Source organism: Halomonas sp. 707D4 (genome assembly GCF_024158685.1).
In the GTDB taxonomy this organism is placed as follows: domain Bacteria; phylum Pseudomonadota; class Gammaproteobacteria; order Pseudomonadales; family Halomonadaceae; genus Vreelandella.
This window is the reverse complement of record NZ_JAMZBD010000267.1, coordinates 1-4,428: the sequence shown is the minus strand read 5'-3', so window position 1 is coordinate 4,428 and position 4,428 is coordinate 1. Positions and strand designations below refer to the sequence as shown.

The window sequence follows — 4,428 nt, the reverse complement described above, 5'->3', positions numbered from 1 at the left end:
GGGGAGCTCCTGGTCGACGAGATCTACCAGGGCCTCAACTTCGACGATGCGCCGCTCTCGGCCACGGCGATCTCCCATGATGCCTTCGTGGTCAACAGTTTCTCCAAGTATTTCGGCATGACCGGCTGGCGCCTGGGCTGGCTGGTGGCGCCGGAGCGCGCCGTCGAACCGCTGACGAGGCTTGCCCAGAACGTCTTCCTGGCCGCGCCGACGCCCTCCCAGCACGCTGCCCTCGCCGCCTTCACGCCGGCGTGCCGGGAAGAGCTCGAGGCGCGCCGGGCGACCTTGAAGGAGCGCCGCCAGGTGCTGCTCGATGGTCTTCAAACGCTGGGGCTCGCCCCGGACGTCGCGCCCCAAGGGGCGTTCTACGTCTGGCTCGACATCTCCCGCTACAGCGACGACAGCCAGGCGTTCTGCCAGCGGCTGCTCGAGGAGGAGAACGTGGCGATCACCCCGGGGGTGGACTTCGCCGTCGAGGGCGGCGAGCGCTTCGTGCGCATCGCCTTCACCGCACAGGTCGCGCGCCTCGAGGAGGCGCTGGTGCGCCTGGCCCGCTTCGTGGCGCGCTCATGATCGCCTACGAGGGGCTGGTGCCGGGTGTGCTGCTGCGCCGCTACAAGCGCTTCTTCGCCGACGTGCGTCTGGACGACGGGCGCGAGGTGACCGCTCACTGCCCCAACACAGGCTCGATGAAGAGCGTCAACGTGCCGGGCTGCCGGGTGTGGCTCTCGCCAAGCGACAACCCCAAGCGCAAGCTCGCCTGGACCTGGGAGTTGATCGAACTGCCGAATGAAAACGGCGGGGTAGAGCTTGCCTCGATTCACACCGGGCGTGCCAACCGCATCGTCGAGTCGGCGCTGGCCGCCGGCCGGCTCGACGCGCTGGCGGGCTACGACACGCTGCGCCGCGAGGTGAGGGTGGATGATTCGCGGCTCGACTTTCTGCTCGAGGACACGGCGAGCGGGCGGCGCGCCTATCTCGAGGTCAAGCAGGTCACGCTTCTTGAGGACGACGGGCTGGGCTACTTTCCAGCCTCCGTCAGCACTCGCGGGCTCAAGCACCTGCAGTCCCTCGAAGCGCTTGCCCGTCGGGGCGAGCGCGCGGTGCTGGTGTTCTGCGTGGCACGCCAGGGCATCGAGAGCGTCGGCCCTGCCACCCACATCGACCCGGCCTACGCCGCCGGGTTTCACGCCGCCGTGGCCCAGGGGGTCGAGGTGCTGGCCTACGCCATCGGTGTCGGGTGGGAGGCGGGCGCGCCGTCGTCGATTTTCATCGAGCGGCCCGTGAGCGTGCGCCTCTAGCGGCGGCGCACGCGAAACACTGCGATCTCGCCGAACAGGTTCGGCCACCACCGGGAGGTCCAGTGGCCGCGATGCTCGCCCACGCCCACGGCGCGGTCGACGATCACCAGCCCCTTCTCGCGGCACAGCTGCTCGAAGTCGTTGAAGGTGGAGAGGTGGATGTTGGGCGTGTCGTACCAGGCGTGGGGCAGCGACTTCGAGACCGGCATGTAGCCGCGCAGGCCCAGATACACCCGGTGGCGCCAGTAGGCGAAGTTGGGGAAGGTGATGATCCCTTCGTTGGCCACTCGGAGCATCTCGTCGAGCATCCTGTCCGGGCGGCGCAGCGCCTGCAGCGCCTGGGTCATGATCACCTGGTCGTAGCTCTGGTCGCAGAAGTTGCCCAGCCCGTCGTCGAGGTCGTGCTCGATCACCGAGACGCCGCGCGCCACGCACTCGGTGATGCCGGCGGGGTCGATCTCGAGCCCGAAGCCGGTCACGCCCTTCTCGCGACCCAGACGCTCGAGCAGCGCGCCGTCGCCACAGGCCAGGTCCAGCACGTGAGCGCCTTCGGGCACCCAGTCGACGATCAGTTCAAGATCGGTACGCATCATGCCGGGGTCTCCGTGCGGGGGGCGGCCAGGCCGAGGTCGCGGGCGGCGCGCGTCATGAAGGCGTCGAACACCGCTTCATAGCGCGGCTCGGGCAGCAGGAAGGCGTCGTGGCCGTGGGGGGATTCGATGTTGGCGTAGCTGACCGGCTTGCCGGCGCGGATCAGCGCATCGACCAGTTCCCTGGAGCGCGAGGGCGGAAAGCGCCAGTCGGTGGTGAAGCTCACGATCAGAAACGGACACTGGGCCGGTGCCAGCGCGCAGGCGAGATCGCCGTCGCAGGCCGCCGAGGGGTCGAAGTAGTCCAGCGCCTTGGTCATCAACAGGTAAGTGTTGGCATCGAAGGCGGTGGAGAAGGTGTCGCCCTGGTAGCGCAGGTAGGACTCCACCTGGAACTCCACGTCGAAGCCGAAGTTCAGGTCGTCGGCCCTGAGGTCGCGGCCGAACTTGCTGCCCATGGCGTCTTCGGAGAGATAGGTGATGTGGCCAACCATGCGGGCGAGCTTCAAGCCCCGTTTGGGCACCGTGTCGTGCTCGGCGTACCAGCCGCCGTGAAACTCCGGGTCCGAGCGGATCGCCTGGCGGGCGACCTCGTTGAAGGCGATGTTCTGCGCCGAAAGCCGCGGGGTGGCGGCGATGATCACCGCGTTGGCGACCCGCTCGGGGTGGGTGATCGTCCACTGCAGCACCTGCATGCCGCCCAGGCTTCCGCCGACGAGGGCGGCAAAGCGCTCGATGCCGAGGTGGTCGGCGAGGCGCGCCTGGCTTGCCACCCAGTCGCTCACCGTCACCAGGGGAAAGTCCGGCCCCCACTGGCGCCCGGTCGCCGGATTGTGGCTCACGGGACCGGTGCTGCCGTGGCAGCCGCCGAGGTTGTTGAGCGAGACGACGAAGAAGCGGTCGGTGTCGATCGGCTTGCCCGGGCCAATATGGGCGTCCCACCAGCCGGGCTTGGTGTCGTCCGGATGGTGGTAGCCGGCGGCGTGGTGGTGCCCCGACAGCGCATGGCAGATCAGTACGGCGTTGGTGCGCTCGGCATTGAGCGTGCCGTAGGTCTCGAAAATCAGTTCGAACTCGGGAAGCTCCCGCCCGCAGGCCAGCGGCAGGGGGGTATCGAACTTGGCGACGTGGGGCGTGACCAGGCCGACGGAGTTCGCCGGCCGGCCCGCGCCGGGCCGCGTGTCTGAATCAGGCATCGAAGGCGTCAATCCTGCGGTGAATGGGTGTCGAAGGCGCTCGGCGGGCACGGCCCGGTCGGGGCGCGCTCAAAGCCCCACCAGTGCGCCGGGAGCGCCGGCCTGGCGAATCAACGAGCCCACCACCAGGCCATCGATCAGGTTGATGGCGATGAACACCACGATGGGCGAAAGATCGATCATGCCCAGCGGCGGGATCACCCGGCGCACCGGCGCCATGATCGGCTCGACCAGCTGCATGACCAGCAGCGCCCCCGGGTGGCTGGCGTTGGGTGCCACCCAGCTCAGGATGATCATCACGATCAGGGCGAAGAAGTAGATCTTCAGGATGGCGTTGGCGAGTGCCGAGATGCCGGCGATCACCAGTTGCACCACCGGCGGCATGCCGATACCGAACAGCATGAAGATGGCGACGATGCTCACGACCTTGAGCACGAAGGCCGCGGCGAGCGTGGCCAGGTCGAAGCGCCCGGCCACCGGCCCCAGAAAACTCTGGAAGGGGCCGACCACCGGCTGGGTGATCTTGACCACCGACTGGCTCAGCGGGTTGTAGTAGTCCGCGCGCGAGGCTTGCAGCAGAAAGCGCAGCATCAGCAGGAATAAATATATGTTGATCAGGGTGTTGACTAGCATCAACCCGGCGCTACCCACTTGGCTGCCCATTGCTTGCGTCTCCGTTACGTTGAATCGTGCTGGGTGTTCTGGTGCGGATCAGTCCGCGCTCAGCTCGTTGGCCATCTCGGCGGCGCGCCGGGCGCAGGCCTGCATGGCGCCTTTTATCGTGTCGCGCAGCCGGGCGTCTTCCAGATGGGCGATCGCTCGCTCGGTGGTGCCGCCGGGCGACATGACGTTGCGCTTGAGCGTGGCCGGGTCATGCTCGCTCTGGCCGGCCATGGTGGCTGCGCCAAGCGCCGTCTGGATCGCCAGGCGCCGCGCGGTGGCAGCGGAAAGCCCTTGAGCTACGCCGGCCTCTTCCATCGCCTCGAACATCAGAAAGAAGTAGGCCGGTGCACTGCCCGAAACCGCCGTCACCGCGTCGAGAAGCGACTCCTGCTCCACCCACTCGACGATGCCCACCGCTTCCATCAGCTCCGTGGCCAACGCGCGCTGGGCGCTCGACACCGCCGGGTTGGCGAAGAGGCCGCTGGCGCCGACACCGACCAGTGACGGCGTGTTGGGCATGCAGCGTACCAGCGCCGTGCCGCCGCCGAGCCAGCCGTCGATTGTAGCGGCTTCGAGGCCTGCGGCAATCGAAACGATCAGCGGCTTGTGGGCCTGCACGGCCTCGGCAAGCGGCGCGCACACGCTCTTCATGATCTGCGGCTTGACCGCGAGGATCAC

At 67.9% G+C, this 4,428-nt stretch carries 6 protein-coding genes; 2 read left to right on the top strand and 4 right to left on the bottom strand.

Features of this window, described 5'->3' with window-relative positions; all coding sequences use genetic code 11:
* Both BIS11_RS11720 and sfsA read left to right on the top strand, forming a co-directional pair.
* Positions 1–573 (top strand): aminotransferase class I/II-fold pyridoxal phosphate-dependent enzyme (locus BIS11_RS11720; RefSeq protein ID WP_253586087.1); only part of this gene is annotated, 573 nt, incomplete at its 5' end.
* Positions 570–1,301 carry a DNA/RNA nuclease SfsA gene (sfsA, locus tag BIS11_RS11715; RefSeq protein ID WP_253425455.1) on the top strand — a complete coding sequence of 244 codons (732 nt, stop codon included), beginning with the start codon at positions 570–572 and terminating at the stop codon, positions 1,299–1,301. The genes BIS11_RS11720 and sfsA, both read left to right, overlap by 4 nt.
* Here sfsA and metW read toward each other — a convergent pair.
* The 4 genes from metW to proC all read right to left on the bottom strand — a co-directional run.
* Positions 1,298–1,891, bottom strand: coding sequence for a methionine biosynthesis protein MetW (metW, locus tag BIS11_RS11710; RefSeq protein WP_253425467.1), 594 nt, complete (start codon positions 1,889–1,891; stop codon positions 1,298–1,300). The two genes, sfsA and metW, sit on opposite strands and share 4 nt — an antisense overlap.
* Positions 1,891–3,087, bottom strand: coding sequence for a homoserine O-acetyltransferase (locus BIS11_RS11705; protein WP_253586086.1), 1,197 nt, complete (start codon positions 3,085–3,087; stop codon positions 1,891–1,893). Before BIS11_RS11705 ends, metW begins: the two co-directional genes overlap by 1 nt.
* A 69-nt stretch (positions 3,088–3,156) precedes the next feature.
* Positions 3,157–3,750, bottom strand: a complete 594-nt coding sequence (locus tag BIS11_RS11700; RefSeq protein ID WP_253426830.1) for a YggT family protein — start codon at positions 3,748–3,750, stop codon at positions 3,157–3,159.
* Between the two features lie 48 nt (positions 3,751–3,798).
* On the bottom strand, positions 3,799–4,428 hold a 630-nt coding region (gene proC / locus BIS11_RS11695; RefSeq protein ID WP_253586085.1), incomplete at its 5' end, for a pyrroline-5-carboxylate reductase.

What these genes read in the sequence shown, in the direction of transcription:
- sfsA (WP_253425455.1), top strand. Translation starts at nt 570, where the DNA reads ATGATCGCCTACGAGGGGCTGGTGCCGGGTGTGCTGCTGCGCCGCTAC.
- metW (WP_253425467.1), bottom strand. Translation starts at nt 1,891, where the DNA reads ATGCGTACCGATCTTGAACTGATCGTCGACTGGGTGCCCGAAGGCGCT.
- BIS11_RS11705 (WP_253586086.1), bottom strand. Translation starts at nt 3,087, where the DNA reads ATGCCTGATTCAGACACGCGGCCCGGCGCGGGCCGGCCGGCGAACTCC.
- BIS11_RS11700 (WP_253426830.1), bottom strand. Translation starts at nt 3,750, where the DNA reads ATGGGCAGCCAAGTGGGTAGCGCCGGGTTGATGCTAGTCAACACCCTG.